This is a genomic window from uncultured Methanobrevibacter sp., from assembly GCF_902770715.1.
Lineage (GTDB): Archaea > Methanobacteriota > Methanobacteria > Methanobacteriales > Methanobacteriaceae > Methanocatella.
Genome location: NZ_CACXTS010000013.1, coordinates 1 through 16,581, shown reverse-complemented (window position 1 = coordinate 16,581; position 16,581 = coordinate 1). Strand labels below are relative to the sequence as shown.

Sequence of the window (16,581 nt, the reverse complement as noted above, 5' to 3'; positions counted from 1 at the left end):
CCTGATTTTAATTATTTTTAATTGTAATTACTGTACTGTTCAAACCCAATACCCTTGAATAATCGATTTTATCGGCAATTTTATTTAAAACACTTATGTTATCAAATTCAAGATTCGGATTTTCAATAACAGGATTGAAATCAATTCCGGTATCCTTAATGGATATCAATATGTTTTCAACATTATTTCTAACAATAACATCGATTGTATCGACTGTTTCATTAGTGTTAATTATATTTACAAGCATCTCTTCAATAGCCATACTGACCAATGCCGCTGATTTATTTCCAGACAGATATTCCTGAACGTCGCGCGACAAATTGACCGCCGCATTAACATCCCCATTTATTGTATGCTCAAATACATTCTCATCATCATTATGTTTGTTAATAAAGAAACCTGAGTATTCACCATCGGTTTTTCTGTTAATGTGTTTTGAATAAGCTAAAATGAACAATATTGTTAATAGCTCAGCAATTGCAAATGAAATCCAAATTCCATTTCCACCGATTGCATGAGAAAGTATGAATGCAGCTGAAATCGGCAATACAAAACCTTCAAGCAATGAAATTATTGTGGACAACTGATTTTTCTGAATCGCCTGAGCATAAAATGTATATAGGAATGTAATGGCTGTTCCAACATAACTTATGGCAAATATCCTTAATGCATTCAATACAACCGGAACGTCGGCAGGATTTTTAACGCTGTACAGGAAAAGTAAAGCTTGCGGATAAACTATGAAAAGAACTGATAGAGCTAAACTTGAAGCAACAACAATCTTTAAAGATTTCTTGATTATGTAATTAACCCCCGAATAGTCCTCTTCCTTAAAGTAGACCGAAACAATTGGAGACATTGTCTGTGCGGTTCCAATTAGGAAAATGTACAATATGAATAGGCTGTTATAGCATATACCAAATGCAACAACACCTGATTTTCCAACATAAATACCAACTAAAAAGTTTATGACCAACAATTTTAAGGTCAAGTACAATTGGGTTGATGCAGATGAAAATCCAGAAGTTACAATATTTTTAAGGAAATTAAAGAAAGAATTAACTTTCAATTTAATAAATTCCAAAGTACGTTCTTTTTTAAGGAAATAATATGAAATCAGAATTGAACCGACCAAATACCCTGTAGAAGTAGCTAATGCCGCACCTGAAAGCCCCATGCCTAAAAAGCGAATATAAATCACATCACAACAGATATTAACAATATTAGCTATCAATATTGCCCTGAACGGCAATGATGGAATACCATCCGCCCTTATAAAATAGGATAAACTCATCATATAACATAAAAATGGCATCCCTATTATCAATGCTGAGAAATAGCTGGATACATCAGAAACCAATTCAGGCTGTGAAGCGCATAAAAATTGCGCAATGCTTCCTGAAAAGAGCAATCCAAAAATCGTAATCAATATTCCGATTGATATAAGAGAAATAATTGATACTGAAAAATAACTATTGCTCTTTTCATCATCAAATTCCGCCTTTGCAACAGAGCACAATACGCTGCCACCCAATCCAATCATCCAGTAAATGAGATTGACAAATGTGATTACCGGCGCAACAATTTGTATTGGCGCAAGATTGCTTGCACCAATTAAAAAACTTACAATCAGCCCATCAACGAACAAACAGATATTCCCTGCCATTGATGTGAATAGCGTTGGCAGGAAAAATTCTGCGAATTTACTTCTTAGAAGTTCATAATTCCTTTCATACATTCTTTACACCTAAATACTAAAGAAATCTAATTCATTCAAATATTTAACAAAATTATATATGTACTCTTCTGAAACGAACGGCCATTTAATGCCTAAACGATATAATGCCTGAATGGTATATGTGTTGTCAACAGGCATCCAAATCTTCTTAACTTTTCCTGAACCGATTGAAGTGATGAGACCGGATACACCTTCCTGTTTTGATTTGTCGGCAAGTGCATCATCCAAAGCGTTTTCATAATCCTCCTCTTCAGCAGGTTCAATATTTAATCCTAAAGGTTTTATAATGTCAATTATATCTCCAAAGCTTATGCTGTGATAATCATATGGATGGAAAACAGTACATTCCTTAGGAGTTTTTGAAAGATTTATAATAGCCTTTGCAGTAATGTCAATCGGTGAAAATTCTACATTGGCCATCAACATTGAATAAGGCATTTTTCCAATAGTTACAAACGCTTTTAAACGATTGATGAAACCGTTTGATTCGAAATTGATTTGGAATTCACTATCTGAGCTTCTTGCCATTAAGTTTCCAACCCTCATGATCTTTACATCCAAATCATCATTGACGGCCGCTTCCAATACTGCGCGTTCTGCAAGGAATTTGGAATTGAGATATTGATTGTCTACTGCTTGACCAATAAATAAATCATTTTCCGTGAATTTAACATCAACTGGAGGGAAATTGTTTATACTTTCACCGGCGATACTGTATGTGGATACCTGGACATATTTTGCATCTTTCATTTTTGCAAATTTAAGTCCGTTTATTACACCACCAAGGTTAATGTCTTCGATGTCTGTTCCTGATGAGAAGTGTTTTACATTAGCCGCACAGTTAACTACAGCATCGATATTTTCAGAAACAAGTTTTTCAAAGTCTTCGAAGTTAGTGATGTCCCCTTCAACAACATGCAATCTTTCACCGAACATCTCTGAATAATCATTTGAGAAGTAATAGAACAGCAATGATTTTAATCTTTCCTCTCCGCTTAATACTTTATTGCCTCTAATGAAACAGTAAACATCTCCAGTTTCATTTTCAAGAATTTCATGAAGCACATGTATTCCTAAAAATCCGGTAGCTCCAGTAAGAAGAATATTGCCTAAACTATCCTGGATTTCTCCACCAATAATGTTTTCAAGATTGTTTTTCTTAAGGAGTGCATTGATTTGAGAGTAGTCATAGGACATTTCAGTCTTTTTCTCAAATGTTTCATCAGACAAAATGAATTCTGACAACGCTCTTGGTGTCGGATTTGAGAAAACATCACCATAACTTAAATTGTAATTCCTGTTTAAAGCTTCCATAGTGATTTTGGTAACCAGGAGTGATGTTCCACCAATTTCAAAGAAATTGTCAGTGACGCTCACTTCATCAAGCCCTAAAATTTCTGCAAACAAGTTTGCGAAGAAAGCTTCGATGTCATTTTCAGGAGCGACATATTCAGTTACCAATACCGGTTCAGGCAAGTTTCTCAAGTCTGTTTTGCCGTTTGCTGTTTGAGGCATTTCATCAAGTTCCATGTAAACAGTTGGAACCATGTAATAAACTAATTTTTCAGCAAGTGAAGCTTTTAACTCATCAATATCAATGGAATATCCGTTTTCTTCACGATTTTCATCTTTGAATTCATCATGAACCGTGAAGTAAGCACATAAATGGTCATTACCCTTGATTTTTTTAACTACAACGGCTACAGATTTGATTCCAGGGAATTTTGAAAGCCCGACTTCAATTTCACCTATTTCAATTCTTAAACCTCTGAGTTTAATTTGGTTATCCATTCTTCCGAATACATAATAGTCACCATCTTCAGTGACTTTGACAAAGTCCCCAGAACGGTAGAACCTGATTCCATTAATAATCTCATAGGCTTCGGCATTTTTCTCAGGACGGTTCAGGTATTCCCTTGAAACACCTTTTCCTGCAATGTATAACTCCCCAATAACATTTGGAGGCAGAGGATTAGAATCAAAATCCATAACCTTCTCATGAACATTGAATAATTCTTTTCCTATGTGGATATCTGAACTTTCCAGCAGTTGGCCGTTACAATAAACTGTAGTTTCTGTCGGTCCATACATGTTAAAGAATTTTCCATTAGAGTTTTCGGAAAGCAATTCATATAATCTTGCGGAAAATGGTTCTCCTGCATGAATATATACCTTAAAGCCGTACATTGTTTCCTGCATCGCTTCAATTTCCAAATATTGCAGCAAACGTGAAGGTGTGGCAACGTAAACATTTGCTCCAGACCTATGAATCAAATCCATCATTTCAATAGGATCCTTGTATTCAGTATCATTGGCAAATACCATAGGAACTCCGTTTAATAATGATCCCATCAACTCTTGTTGGAACACATCAAAAGCGACAGTTGTAGTGGATAATACTTTATAATCCTCTTTTTCAAGATTGTGAACCAATTCATAAGTACAGACGTTTCTAGGGTCTGGATATACGAAGTTGGCAATGTTTCCATGCTCCAGGATGACCCCTTTAGGAAGTCCTGTTGAACCTGAAGTGTAGATGAGATATGCCATATTGTTTGCATGCACATCAGGATTGGGATTTGATGTGTCTTCCTCTTTTAGCAATTCATTAACATCCAATAAATTATCAACATATTCTGATAAATCAATGCCTTTTTTCTCAATTACATCATCAACAATGATGAATTTTGATTCACTGTCAGTTAAAACATGCTCGATTCTTTCAGAAGGATATTCTGAATCTACAGGAATAAATGCAGCACCAGCCTTTAGAATACCAAATACGGATGCCATCACATTACTATCCCTATTCAATATGAACATTATCCTATCTTCAGGCCCTACACCTTTTTTAATAAGGCCATGTGCAATCCTATTGGCTTTTTCATTTAATTCTGCATAGGTGAACTCTCCGTCAGTGGCATATAAAATAACCCTATCAGGATGCATTTCAACCTGATTCTCAAATATTTTATTCAATCTGTCTTCAGGAATTTCATCATATTCCAAATCGTCGACACCCCAATCATCGTTTTCAATGATTGAAATATCCTTCATTAATGTACCTTCATCCAATGACTGGAATTTATTCAAAACTATTCCAATGCAGTCAAGGAAGGTGTTGATTAGAGTTTCAGAGTACAGCTGGTCGTTGTATTCACAGAAAATCCTGTATTGGCCATCAACTTCAACCACATTAATATTGATTTTAAATTTCAGTCCTTCATATTCAATTGATTGCCTTTCAACATTCATTCCACCGATTTCAATGTCTTCAATGATTTTTCCGTGATAAGCGTATAATATTTCAGGAGTAATGTCAAATTCATTTGAAATTTCAGTTAAAGGATATGATGAATAAGCCAATACATTAAACCATTCAGAATTAATATATTCGAAGTATTCCTTGAGATTGGAATCGGAATTTAATTTCAATGCCAATGGCAATGTTTTAACCATCATGGCTATTGTCTTTTGCTGATTCGGATTGAATCTTCCATTGGTGATTGTTGCAATCAATATATTGCGATTATAAACAAATTTATTTAAAACAAAGGAAGTTGCCGCCAAGAACAAATTATTCTGAGAAATCTTGGATTTTGAACAGAATTCATCAATAGCTTCCTTATCCAAGAAAATGTCTTTCATTGCAGCTTTACCCTCTGATTCATCACCGTTAATATCCTGTGCAATTACTGTTGCATCATCAAATTCCTTAATCTTATTGGAAAAGAATAATTCGGCTTCCTTGTATAAACTGGATTGTTCTGTCTTGATCTCATTCAAGGAGTATTCGAAACCGTCAAGTTCTTCAAGTTCGTAATCCTTTCCATCGTAGATTTTTGCGATTTCATCAAATAGAATGTTCAGGGAAGTTCCATCAACAATTATATGGTGGAAGTCCGCAAGCAACATTGAATTGCCAACTATTTTAAATCTGAACAATGGACCCTCATCAAGTTTGAATGGCTTTACGAACTCATCCAAGTTAACTTCATCAACTATCTCAATCAAATCATCGACTTTCAGATTATCCCTTCTTTGTTGGCAGACTTCACCATTTTCCATTACGATTCTAGTTTTTAAATAAGGGTGGTTATCGATGGCTTTGATGATTGATGATTTAAGCTTATCCGCATCAATGCCCTCACTGAATTCCATTTTCTTTGGAAGGTTATATGCGGTATTTTCAGAATCCTTAATGCAGTCAAAGTAAACTCCCAATTGATTTGAAGTTAACGGATACAATTCTTGAACATCGGCTGAGCTCTCATCATCTTCTTTAATTTCAGCAGCTATTCTTTCAATGGTTTTATAATTAAGTATTTCCGTAACATTCAACTGAGCATTCAAATTATTGTAAATTGCTGACGTTAGCTTAATAACAGACAGGGAAGTTAATCCTATACTGAATAAATCTGTGTTGACACCAAATTCCTCGATATTTAAAATTTCAGAGACTATGTTGAATAATTCCTGTTCTATTTCAGTTCTTGGTTTTATAAATTCATCAATATCGATTTCAGGATCAGGCAAGTTTTTAAAGTCTGTCTTGCCATTAGGTGTTTTTGGGAATTCATCCAATTGTGTGAAATAGGACGGAACCATATATTCAGGAATTGAATCAATCAGATGCTTTTTCAAATCATCGATTTCAATATCAGTTACAGCTGTGAAATAAGCGCACAGATGTTCGATTGAGTTGATTTTTTTAACAACAACCTTTGAAAGGGTAATGTTTTCATAGTTTGCAATCGCCCCTTCAATTTCAGACAATTCAATCCTTAAACCTCTAAGCTTAATTTGAGTATCGTTTCTTCCATGAACATATAACTCGCCGTTTGCGTCTTTTTTACCCAAATCCCCAGTATTGTAATATGGAATATTATTCAAAGTTAAAAAGACCTTTTTAGTCTGTTCATCATTATTAAGATAGCCCCTAGCAATTCCTGCACCACCGACATAAATCTCACCAGGCACATAAGGAGGCAGTTGATTTCCATCGATATCCATTATCTTATCAACCACATTGAGCATTTTCCAACCTGCAGTGACTTCCGGGCTGTCAATTAGCTTGTAATGTGATGCAATTGTTACCTCTGTTGGACCATAGGAGTTGTAAATATCTGCATTTGTGTATTTTGACAATCTGTCATATAATACTGGAGGGAAACCTTCCCCACCCACAATAATCACATTGCAGTTTCCGACAACATCTTGGATTTCTTCAAGCTGCAAGTATTCGAGCAATCTTGTTGGTGTTGAACCGAATCCTTCAGCATCAGTCTTTTTGAATAAATCAACCAATTCCAATGGGTCAACGGATTGTTCATCATTAGCAAATACAACAGGCAAACCATTGAGTATGGTACCGAATATCTCTCTTAAAAATACGATGAAAGATACTGTTGAAATTGAAATGAACTTGTTGCATTTGTGGTTTAGCTCATAAATTGGAACGTTTTCCTCAACATTGGCAATGTAGTTGGATATTCCTCTGTGTGTAATCATTACTCCTTTTGGTTTTCCTGTTGAACCTGAAGTGTAAATCAAGAAACATAAATTATCGGGAGTAAGCTCGATTTCAGGATTTGAATCATCTTCACAAGCCAACAGTTCATCCACATCGATTCTGTTGTCGCCCTCATAATCGATTTCAGAGCTTGTTATAACAAATTTGGAATCACTGTCCTCAAGAATCTGATTGATTCTATTTATAGGATAATTCGGATCGATTGGGATAAATGCTGCTCCCGCCTTGACAATACCCAGCACGGCCGCTATCAAATCGCTATTTCTTCTCATCATGAACATGATTCTGTCTTCAATGTTCACTCCTCTTTTGATTAATGAATTGGCAATCCTATTTGCTTTTTTGTTTAAATCATCATATGTGAGCTCGCCATCTTCAGCTATGAGTATTGTCTTTTGTGGATTCTGAGCGGATATCTCTTCAAATATCTTGCTGATGACACCATCATTTGCAAGCTCTATTTTGAAGTCCTCATCATATTCAAGTTCCCTTCTGATTGAAATATCCTTTAGCAAATCATCGCCTGAAGCAAACTTATCCAATAAAACATCGATTGAATCCAAGAAAGTTTCAATTAACTCTTTTGAGTAAAATGATTCATCATAAGAAATGTTTATGTTTCCGCTTTCATAATTAAATATAAATTTGTAGTCCTTAGTGTCATACTCATCTGTGAAGAACAGAATTTCACTTTCAAAATCCAATTTTCTATTGTTTAACAATGGATAATTTGAATAATGCTTGAAAGACTTTTTGAAATCGTTTAAATATTCGTTAACAGACAGGTTTGTGTCAAAATGATATCCGCAAGCCTGTTTATTATATGCTATCAGAATATCCTTTGAAAACGAGAATTTTGTTAAATTAAACAAGAATACCGACAGCAATATTTTCTCTTTGGACAAACGATATTGGTTTGATAAATTTTTTAGTTTATCTTCAGCAATCGGTTTTGAAATATCTGTAAAATTGATTTTGTCCCCATTGATATCTGGAGAGATTGCAGTTGAATTTTCAAAGGAATTTATCAGATTATTATAGTAATTCTCAGCATTGAAGAAATCAACCACATCAACATCATAATCCTTGCATTTTTTAGAAGAATCATCAATTACTTGCCTTACCAGGTCTTTTAGCCCATTTGCCATTGAAGCTATCTCATTATAGCTAAAGCAAGATTTGTCATATTCAATGAATAATGATTGCAATCCGTTTTTATCTGAGTAATTTTTATTTATCCTGAAGTGTAATGGGAATTTGATATCTTTTTGAAGTGTTAGGAATTTTGAATTATAATCTGTTGAATTGGATACTATTGAAATCATTGAAATGCAATCAGGATCAATATTTTCATTTCTTAAGTCAGTGGTGTATTCGCTGAACTGCAATTTTGCATGGGACAATCCTTCTTTTAGAACTGACTTGGAATATGATAACAATTCATCAAAAGTCAATTCTTCATCATAGGTCAATCTTAATGGAATCGTATTTACAAACATTCCCAATGCATCATCCTGTCCGAAGTATCTTCCATGAACTGAAGTATTCATTACAAGGTCACTGAACAGTTTATTGTCTTTTTTGGACTTTGCAAAGTATAAAAAGTCGAGTGCCAGTGCGGTTACGAATGGGGAATAATCGAATTTTGGAATCTGATCTAAAAGCACTTCATAATAACCAAGTTCAGATTTATCAAACGAATACCAGTCCTGAGCATAATCCTTTAGATTATCCAACCAATACCGTTTGTCTTCACTAGCTTCAGAAGATGCCAAATAATCCAATTCGTCATTAACATAGGTTTCATACGAATAATCCCTTGGAACATATTCTTCATTATTTTTTACACAATCAAGACACTTCTGAATTTCCATAGGAATTAAGGAAAACAATGAAGTACCATCCAATAATATATGTTGTACAACACCGATAAGCACTGTTGAGGATTCTGTTTTCAATATTGCCCATTTATACAATGGAGAATCAAAAACATCCTCAAAAGGTTTGTCTAAATAATCAACAATGAATTCATCAATATCTTCATTGGCAACTACAAATGATTCAATGTTTACATCAAAATCATCATAATACTGTTTGAAATCACCATTTTCATCATATTTAATTTTTAAATTCAAATAATTTTTAGAAATAATCTCTATCGCACTTTTTACATCTTCAAAATCTTTCAAATCATAATCCTTTCTAAATTTAAGATAAAAAGAGTCATTATTTGGATTGTTAATCTCCGAAAATAATAACATCTTTTGACAGGAGGATAACTTAAAATTTCCCATAAAACATAAACTCCCTCTATTTTCAATATAAGTAATTTATATTAAACAAAATATATAAAATTAATAAATAAATAAAATTAATTAGTGATTGAAATGGATATCATAAAAAAATATAATGAAAAAGAATTAACAATTGAAGTTAAAGACCGCATTGATACAGTGACTGCCCCTGATTTTGAAAATGAAATATTGGATGAAATGGGCAAATTCGATTCATTGATTATTGACTTCACTAATTTAGAGTACATTTCAAGTGCGGGATTACGTGTTTTGATTGCAACTCAAAAAAAATTGAAACCGGAAAACATACCAATGACCATTATTAACGTTAACGACACAATTAATGAAATATTCAGAATGTCCGGTTTTGATAAAATCTTAAAGATAGAATGAACTCAATTTCATTAAAACCCGAATTAAAGGAATTATACACCTTAAACGAGTTTATTTTAAATGAACTTCCAGAAGAAAACATCCCGGTTAATTTAATTTTGGAAGAAATTTTTGTCAATATCGTGGAATATTCGAAAGCTGACTATATAAAGGTCAATGCTGAATTCGAACCCCCAATATTGACCATAGAATTTATTGACAATGGAATTGAATTTAATCCTCTTTTAAAAGATGATCCTGAAGCTCCCACAACAATTGATGATGCTCAAATAGGTGGGCTCGGAATTTTCTTAACAAAAGAAATGGCAGATGAACTTGAATACCAATATGTAAATAATGAGAATCATTTAAAAATAATCAAAAAAGTGGAATAATGAAAACCAAACTAAAACAAATATTAGTCCCATTCTTATCAATGATAATAATTAACTTTATATTATATTCAGATTTCTTTCTTGAATTAGGAATAGAAAGTCCTTATGTCGGATTGCTATTTGTTTTTGGTTTATTATTCGGACCATATGGTGCTCTAGGTGCCGTGCTTGGAAATATAGTAATAGATTATATTGGTGGATTTACACCCCTTGAAATACTTCCTTCAGCTATTTTTAGTTTTGGTGTTTCCTGTTTGGCATATAAACTTTGGTATTCCGGTTTTAAAACAGACAAAATCACAAAACCGAAATTGGATAATCTTTACCATCTTAGCCTATTTTTATCCATCATGATAATATGTGGAATCATCTATTCTGCAATTCATGGAAAGTTAGTTGGTCTTATAATTAGTACTGATATAATTGACTTTTTCACCCCTTCCTATTTTTTAAACTTTGTTAATGGGGCATTTATTTTTGGAATAGTGAGCCTTTTCATTTCGGATAAAATTGATTTTATACATACTCCTAAAACAACAAAAAAAGCTTTTAACAGAAAATTATATCGGATATTATTTTATTTATTGCTCATCAGCGGAATAATCGCATTCATCACATCTGAATTTGATATGGGGAAAAATTTCATAATTGGGGAAATAATAGTGCTTGGAATTTTATTATTTGCCTACCTGACAAAACCATTTGAATATGAAATACAACCAAATGATGAAAACACCATGATTGAAAGCATTATGAGGAATTTTCTCATAGTAACCTTAGCCCTTGCTATTTTGGGGATATTGGTTTCTATTTTTAGTTATAAATATGTGGCCAGTTTGGATGCGAATATCTTCATCACCCTACTGCCTTTACTTATCATAACTGATGTGTTTATAATATTGTTCTTTATTCCTGGAATGATTATTTTCCGATACATTGAACGAAAACTGATCAAACCTATTTCATCATTTTCAAAAATTGAAAACTTCATTAATGAAAATGAAAAAATCGAAGCAGAAGGATTGCTTGACATTTATTCTAAATATGTTAATGAAAAAAATGAAATTGGAACTCTTGCTAGGTCATATTCCAAATTAATCGAGCATAACAACAATTATATTGAGAATATCCGTGAAATTGAAAGTGAAAAAGAACGCGTTAATGCCGAACTTGACATTGCGACTAAAATTCAGGCGGCAGCCCTTCCAACTGAAGCGCTTGAAACTGATGAATTTATTGTTAATGGTTATTCACATCCTGCAAAAGAGGTTGGAGGAGACTTTTTTGATTATTATATGATAGATGATGATAATTTGGCCATTGTAATCGGTGATGCATCAGGAAAAGGTGTTCCTGCGGCAATTCTTGCAATGATTACTCAGGTCATAATTAAACAATTGATTAAACATGAAACCGATCCGTCCAAAGTATTATGCTCGTTAAATAACCAAATAATCGTGAATAATTCTGAATCTATGTTCATTACAATATGGCTTGGAATATATAATAAATCAAGTAAAAAAATCATATTTTCAAATGCAGGACATAATCCCCCATTAATAAAGGAAAATGGAGAATTTAAATATTTGGATATTGAAACAGGACTTGTTTTAGGAATTATGGAAGACTTTGGCTATGTAAAAGAAGAAATTACATTAACCAATGAATTAGTACTCTACACTGATGGAATAACTGATGCCAATAATAATCGCAACGAAATGTATGGCGAAGATAGGTTATTGAAATTCTTTAATGAATTTAAAAGCGATGAAGGTCCAATTATTCCTTTGTTAAATGACATTTCCGAATTTACTGAAGATGCCAAACAATATGACGACATGACCATTCTCTATCTAAAGGACAAATCATGATTAAAGTAGCTTATTGCAATGTAGAAAGCTTGGATTTGAAGAAAGCCTACAAATTAGTTTCTCAAAACCGTAAGGAAAAAATAGATTTTTACAGGTTTGAAAAGGATAAAAAACTAAGTGCAGGAGCTTATCTCCTTTTAAAAAAATTACTTGAAGAAGAAGACATCACAAAACCTGCTTTTAAAACTGAAAAATATGGAAAGGCATACATATCCAATTATGACAACATTCATTTTAATTTAAGCCATTCCAACAGGATAGTTTTATGTGCAATATCAGACATGGCCATTGGAGTCGACGTTGAATATATTGATGCTGAAATTGATTTGAGCATAGCCAAACATTATTTCTACAACAGTGAATATGAAACCATCATGAAATCCAAGAATCCTCCGGACGAATTTTTCAAATATTGGGTTTTAAAGGAAAGCTACATGAAATATACTGGACTTGGAATGAATTTGGAATTAGATAGCTTTGAAATAATAATAAAAGATAAAATCAGACTTAAAAATGATAATGAAAATTTAAAATTCAACTTATTTGACATTGAAAACTACAAAATCGGAATAACCAGCAATTATGATGTGCATGATTTAATCGAGTATGATGTTGGGGAGCTATATCCCAAAGTTTAATTTTAAATAATATTTTAAGCTTTTTTATTGATTTTTTTAACTATTTAACTATGTATGTGAGCACTTGCATTCGAAAAACTTTATATATTGTCTTTTATAGACTAATCAACAAGTGTGGTATCTTAAGCACGAATAAAATATTGAATTAACAAATAAACTCACAAAGAATATGTGTAATCTTAAAAAAAGGAGAGATTAAGATGTTAGGTATGAACAAAAAGAATCCTGAAAATGAAAATATTAAAAATCCCCCTAGCGATGATTCTTATCCAATTGTTGCAACATTATTTAAAAATAAACGTTTGAACAATAGAGAGATTGATATTTCCTGCCTATCACTCACTGTTCTTGATTTGATTAATGAAAATCAGATTAAATGTGAAATCAACTATAATGATTCATATAATGTTAATGGCAAAGTAAATGAGAGTGACCTGGAAGTTATGAAAAATATTACTCTTAGAATCGCAAATAAAGGAGAGCTAAAAACATCCGAAACAATAGCCATCAATTTACTGAAGAAAATGAATAACTCCAAAAAATTCACTCTAAAAGACATGTACAAACAAAGCAAAAGCACTACTGTGGCCAATAACTTTTATAAGGATTTCTATTCATTCAAACAAGCCGTTGAAAATGAAAATGAATTTACATCCAAAGATTACATGGACATTTTGATTAATGGAAAATTTACCGATAAAGGAAAAGAAATCAAAAAAGAATGGAAATGCTTCCAAGATTATTTGAAATCAGAAGAATTGACAGAAAAATACCCTCCGGAATCTGCTGTGGAAAATTCCTCACAAATAATCTATGCAGCCTGTTTTAACCTTGAAAAAGACGCTTTAGAATTAAGGGAAAATAATTCAGAATTATGCGATTTCATTGATAAAGACGGATATAAACTATTGAATATGATTTTTGATAATGCATTATCCAATGTCAATGAAAAAAGCAAAGGAACTGGCATATTTTATGGCGTTAATGACAAATATACCATTCCTGGCGGAGGTTAATCAATATTTAACGGCAAATTGCCAATGACATTTGCCCTCTTAGAAATTGAAACCGTATCTTCAAGGCGAACTCCAAATTCGCCTTCCAGATATATTCCTGGCTCAACAGTGATGACCATTCCTTCTTCAATTATTGTATCATCACGAAGCGAAAATCCTGGAGTTTCATGAATGTCAAGACCTAAACTATGGCCTGTTGAGTGGATAAACTTATCACCATAACCATAATCTTCAATTATATCGCGAGCCGCCTTATCAATCTCACAACACTTTAAGCCCGGCCTAATAGCTTGAATTGCCTTATCATGTGCTTCAGCTACAATATCCCAAATTTCCTGTTGGCGTTCTGTATAAACCATAGTACGCGTATTATCAGAGCAATACCCCTCATAGATTGCACCCCAATCAATCAAAATTGGTTGATCTAATTTTTTAGCCTGCGGAATTGCATGGGGAAGACTTGAATCTGCCCCGCTTGTAACAATTGTGTCAAATGATTCCTTTGAAGCACCATTTTCAATCATCAAGCGGACCAAATCAAAAGCCACTTCTTTTTCCGTGGCCGAATTATTTAAAATATCCAATTGTAAAAATGACTTTTGAGCAATTTCAGTAGCTTCAGTTATCTTTTCTATCTCATGAGGTGTTTTAATCATCCTTTGTTTGTCAATATAGGTTTTTGAGTCAATTTCAAAATCGTCCCTGAATCTGACATATGTGCTGAAAGGCAAGCTGGGCTCAATAGCTAAATTCTTAACACCTTCCCTTTTTAGCTCATCAATCATGATTTCATATGATTCATATTTCTTAACTTCAATTGTTGAATCCCTGTTGGCCAGTTCCATATCCATTCCGGACGCATAGATAACAGGTTTTTCCTTTAGAATGCAAAAAGCGAAACTGGTTGGCTTATAACCTGAAATATATTCAACATTTGTAAATTGGGTAAGTAAATAAGCTTGAAAATTATCCTTTTTCAAATCCTTTAAAATATTGCTAATATGTATGTCCATGATTTAATATTTAGAAAAAACTTTTATATATAAAATTAGATATTTTAAAATTATGTTCAAATTTACAAGTAGTGAAGTAAGAGATTTAATAATTGCATTTGTCGTTATTTCACTTTGTTTTGCAATAGTGAATGCCGGAAGGGACATATCTGGAATTCTATCAACATTGCCTATTGTAATGGTTGGCGTAGGTGCCGGATTTATCCTGCACGAACTTGGACACAAATTCGTGTCAATGAAATACGGTTACTGGGCAGAATTCAAGTTATGGCCTCAAGGATTAATATTTGCACTTATAACATCCTTTTTCGGTTTTGTATTTGCAGCACCAGGTGCAGTTTACACTTATGCAAATCATATGACTGATGAAATTAACGGTAAAATATCTATTGCAGGACCTATTGTCAATATAATTCTTGCATTGGTATTTTTAGGCATTGCAACAATGGTATATCCATCTGCACTTTATTCAGAAGGTACAGCATTAATATTCATTATTTGTGCTGTAGGTTACTCAATCAACAGTTTCTTGGCTGTATTCAACCTATTGCCTATAGGAAACTTGGATGGATCCAAAGTATTGACATGGAACTTTGGAATTTGGCTTGTTACAATAGCTATTGCCGCCATATTAACAGGATTATCCATGACAATAGGCGTTCAAAATATTGTTAGATTAATTTTAGGATTTTAAAAAATGACAGACGAACTTACATATTTCAAAGGGACACACAGAGTTATAGCTCCTAAAAAAACTATCGAAATCAATGAAGATAAGTTAAAAATAGCTGGAATTACCCGTATTGCAGACATAACTGATTTGGATAGAATCGGACTCCCAATATACACTGCAATCAGGCCAACTGCGGAAGATGGTGCCATCAGCATTTATGGTGGTAAAGGAATTACAAAAGACCATGCAAAAGCGTCAGCAATGATGGAAGGTTTTGAGAGATATTCCGCTGAAAAACAAGATGGTGATGAAGTCATAGTTGCCAATATAAAGGAAATATCCGAAAGAGGAGAATATATTGATCCCGTTTCTTTGAATTTGCCAAAAGATTTCAAAAAAGAGAACATTGAAGAGATGCAACTTGAATGGAGCATTGCAAAGGACATTATATCTGATGAAGAATTCTATATCCCTACTAATGCAATTTATCATCCATATCTCCATGACAATCAGGTACAGAGTTTATTTAAATCAAATACCAATGGTTTAGCTTCTGGAAATGTCCTTGAAGAGGCAATATTGCATGGAATGCTTGAAGTTATTGAAAGGGATGCATGGAGCATTTTCGAGTTGACCCATAAAAACTATGCTCAAATCGACCTTGACAGCATTGAAAGCGAAACAGTTAATGACATACTTGAAAAATTCGAATCTGAAGGCATCAAGATTAAATTGATGGACTTTACAGCCGATGTTAAAATTCCAACAATAGCTGCATCCGCCGATGATACAGTTACAAAGGATGCAGGACTTTTAACTTTAGGGATGGGAACACATCTTGACCCAGAAGTTGCAATCTTAAGAGCATTGACTGAAGTTGCACAGAGCAGAGCCACTCAGATTAATGGAGCACGTGAAGATACTGTAAGAGCGGATTTTGCTCGTGAAGCAGGTTATGAACGAATGAAAAGAATTAATAAATTTTATTTCCGGGATGAGGAAGAAAAAATTAAGTTAACAGATATCGAAAACAAGAGC

General features: G+C 33.3%; 10 protein-coding genes. 7 read left to right on the top strand and 3 right to left on the bottom strand.

Annotated elements, in window-relative coordinates; translation table 11 throughout:
• Positions 1-7 precede the first annotated feature (7 nt).
• Both QZU81_RS05380 and QZU81_RS05375 read right to left on the bottom strand, forming a co-directional pair.
• The gene (locus QZU81_RS05380) at positions 8-1,738 is read right to left on the bottom strand and encodes an MATE family efflux transporter (protein ID WP_295590027.1); all 1,731 of its coding nucleotides are present in this window, start codon (positions 1,736-1,738) and stop codon (positions 8-10) included.
• Positions 1,739-1,747: 9 nt separating this feature from the next.
• A complete protein-coding gene (locus tag QZU81_RS05375; RefSeq protein WP_295590024.1) occupies positions 1,748-9,565 on the bottom strand; it encodes a non-ribosomal peptide synthetase in 7,818 nt (2,605 codons plus the stop codon).
• A 93-nt stretch (positions 9,566-9,658) separates the two neighbouring features.
• Between QZU81_RS05375 and QZU81_RS05370 the strand changes: the two genes are divergently transcribed.
• The 5 genes from QZU81_RS05370 to QZU81_RS05350 all read left to right on the top strand — a co-directional run bounded on the left by QZU81_RS05370 (position 9,659) and on the right by QZU81_RS05350 (position 13,857).
• A complete protein-coding gene (locus tag QZU81_RS05370; RefSeq protein WP_292823686.1) occupies positions 9,659-9,958 on the top strand; it encodes an STAS domain-containing protein in 300 nt (99 codons plus the stop codon).
• Positions 9,955-10,332, top strand: coding sequence for an ATP-binding protein (locus QZU81_RS05365; protein ID WP_295590019.1), 378 nt, complete (start codon positions 9,955-9,957; stop codon positions 10,330-10,332). The genes QZU81_RS05370 and QZU81_RS05365 overlap by 4 nt, the downstream gene beginning before the upstream one ends.
• Positions 10,332-12,203: a PP2C family protein-serine/threonine phosphatase gene (locus QZU81_RS05360; RefSeq protein ID WP_295590016.1), complete on the top strand. Its 1,872-nt coding sequence runs from the start codon at positions 10,332-10,334 to the stop codon at positions 12,201-12,203. Before QZU81_RS05365 ends, QZU81_RS05360 begins: the two co-directional genes overlap by 1 nt.
• Positions 12,200-12,841 carry a 4'-phosphopantetheinyl transferase superfamily protein gene (locus QZU81_RS05355; RefSeq protein WP_295590013.1) on the top strand — a complete coding sequence of 214 codons (642 nt, stop codon included), beginning with the start codon at positions 12,200-12,202 and terminating at the stop codon, positions 12,839-12,841. The genes QZU81_RS05360 and QZU81_RS05355 overlap by 4 nt, the downstream gene beginning before the upstream one ends.
• Before the next feature lie 209 nt (positions 12,842-13,050).
• Entirely contained in the window at positions 13,051-13,857 is an 807-nt protein-coding gene (locus QZU81_RS05350; protein ID WP_295590011.1) for a DUF2207 family protein, read from the top strand.
• On the opposite strand, the gene QZU81_RS05345 is transcribed toward QZU81_RS05350, so the two are convergent.
• The gene (locus QZU81_RS05345; RefSeq protein WP_295590008.1) at positions 13,854-14,870 is read right to left on the bottom strand and encodes an aminopeptidase P family protein; all 1,017 of its coding nucleotides are present in this window, start codon (positions 14,868-14,870) and stop codon (positions 13,854-13,856) included. The two genes, QZU81_RS05350 and QZU81_RS05345, sit on opposite strands and share 4 nt — an antisense overlap.
• 52 nt (positions 14,871-14,922) lie before the next feature.
• Between QZU81_RS05345 and QZU81_RS05340 the strand changes: the two genes are divergently transcribed.
• Entirely contained in the window at positions 14,923-15,564 is a 642-nt protein-coding gene (locus tag QZU81_RS05340) for a site-2 protease family protein (RefSeq protein ID WP_295590006.1), read from the top strand.
• A gap of 3 nt (positions 15,565-15,567) precedes the next feature.
• Positions 15,568-16,581: YcaO-related McrA-glycine thioamidation protein (locus QZU81_RS05335; RefSeq protein WP_295590003.1), on the top strand; the 1,014-nt coding region annotated here is incomplete at its 3' end.

What these genes read in the sequence shown, in the direction of transcription:
- QZU81_RS05380 (WP_295590027.1), bottom strand. Translation starts at nt 1,738, where the DNA reads ATGTATGAAAGGAATTATGAACTTCTAAGAAGTAAATTCGCAGAATTT.
- QZU81_RS05375 (WP_295590024.1), bottom strand. Translation starts at nt 9,565, where the DNA reads ATGGGAAATTTTAAGTTATCCTCCTGTCAAAAGATGTTATTATTTTCG.
- QZU81_RS05370 (WP_292823686.1), top strand. Translation starts at nt 9,659, where the DNA reads ATGGATATCATAAAAAAATATAATGAAAAAGAATTAACAATTGAAGTT.
- QZU81_RS05365 (WP_295590019.1), top strand. Translation starts at nt 9,955, where the DNA reads ATGAACTCAATTTCATTAAAACCCGAATTAAAGGAATTATACACCTTA.
- QZU81_RS05360 (WP_295590016.1), top strand. Translation starts at nt 10,332, where the DNA reads ATGAAAACCAAACTAAAACAAATATTAGTCCCATTCTTATCAATGATA.
- QZU81_RS05355 (WP_295590013.1), top strand. Translation starts at nt 12,200, where the DNA reads ATGATTAAAGTAGCTTATTGCAATGTAGAAAGCTTGGATTTGAAGAAA.
- QZU81_RS05350 (WP_295590011.1), top strand. Translation starts at nt 13,051, where the DNA reads ATGAACAAAAAGAATCCTGAAAATGAAAATATTAAAAATCCCCCTAGC.
- QZU81_RS05345 (WP_295590008.1), bottom strand. Translation starts at nt 14,870, where the DNA reads ATGGACATACATATTAGCAATATTTTAAAGGATTTGAAAAAGGATAAT.
- QZU81_RS05340 (WP_295590006.1), top strand. Translation starts at nt 14,923, where the DNA reads ATGTTCAAATTTACAAGTAGTGAAGTAAGAGATTTAATAATTGCATTT.